This is a genomic window from Streptomyces sp. NRRL S-87, from assembly GCF_000719335.1.
GTDB lineage: Bacteria > Actinomycetota > Actinomycetes > Streptomycetales > Streptomycetaceae > Streptomyces.
Window position 1 is genome coordinate 1 of sequence record NZ_JOGB01000196.1, and the last position, 397, is coordinate 397.

The 397-nt window shown below is 66.2% G+C and carries 1 protein-coding gene; it reads left to right on the forward strand.

All coding sequences use genetic code 11. The annotated features are described in order from the left end of the window. Positions 1 to 397: Hsp70 family protein (locus IF43_RS0135720; RefSeq protein ID WP_030211269.1), on the forward strand; the 397-nt coding region annotated here is incomplete at both ends.

Below are 397 nucleotides of genomic sequence, written 5' to 3' on the forward strand. Positions count from 1 at the left end.
CCCTCCAGGCCGGTGTCCTCAAGGGCGAGGTCAAGGACGTCCTGCTCCTCGACGTGACCCCGCTGTCCCTCGGCATCGAGACCAAGGGCGGCATCATGACCAAGCTCATCGAGCGCAACACCACGATCCCGACCAAGCGTTCCGAGATCTTCACCACGGCCGAGGACAACCAGCCGTCCGTGCAGATCCAGGTCTACCAGGGCGAGCGCGAGATCGCGGCGTACAACAAGAAGCTCGGCATGTTCGAGCTGACCGGTCTGCCGCCGGCCCCGCGCGGCGTGCCGCAGATCGAGGTCGCCTTCGACATCGACGCCAACGGCATCATGCACGTGACCGCGAAGGACCTGGGCACGGGCAAGGAGCAGAAGATGACCGTCACCGGCGGCTCCTCGCTGCC